Raw genomic sequence first — 375 nt, 5'->3', positions numbered from 1 at the left:
GACCGTCAAAGGCAGCCGCTTGACTCTGTCGGTCAACGGGCAAAAGGTCTGCCAGCGGCAAATCAAGCAGCAGGCCGCCGGCGGCGTGGCTCTGGAAAGTGCCTTCGGCGGTTTTGGCGAAAGCCAGCGGAACATCGCCGATGACGTTTACGATGCTGCCTTTCAGGACTTGCTGCTGACCAGTCCGGACGGGGAAAAGGTCTACTACGACAACCGGCTGCACGGCTGGGACCTGATTTCTGAGCGCTGGAGCAGCTTCTGGAACAAAGTGATTGACTGGTTTATTGCCAACTTATAGTGGCAAGTCATTTTAAAAGCCCGGTCCACGCGTGTGGACCGGACTTTTTTGTCGCTTTATATTCTTTTAGTATATAG

1 pseudogene is annotated in these 375 nt (G+C 54.1%); it reads left to right on the top strand.

The features are described 5' to 3' along the window. Window positions 1-298 (top strand): annotated as a pseudogene (locus lacNas_RS00215) (hypothetical protein); the annotation flags it as partial. Window positions 299-375: the final 77 nt, after the last annotated feature.

Source organism: Lactobacillus nasalidis, assembly GCF_016587775.1.
Taxonomy (GTDB): domain Bacteria; phylum Bacillota; class Bacilli; order Lactobacillales; family Lactobacillaceae; genus Lactobacillus; species Lactobacillus nasalidis.
The sequence above is the reverse complement of the archived record's forward strand: the minus strand, read 5'-3'. Positions and strand labels throughout refer to the sequence as shown.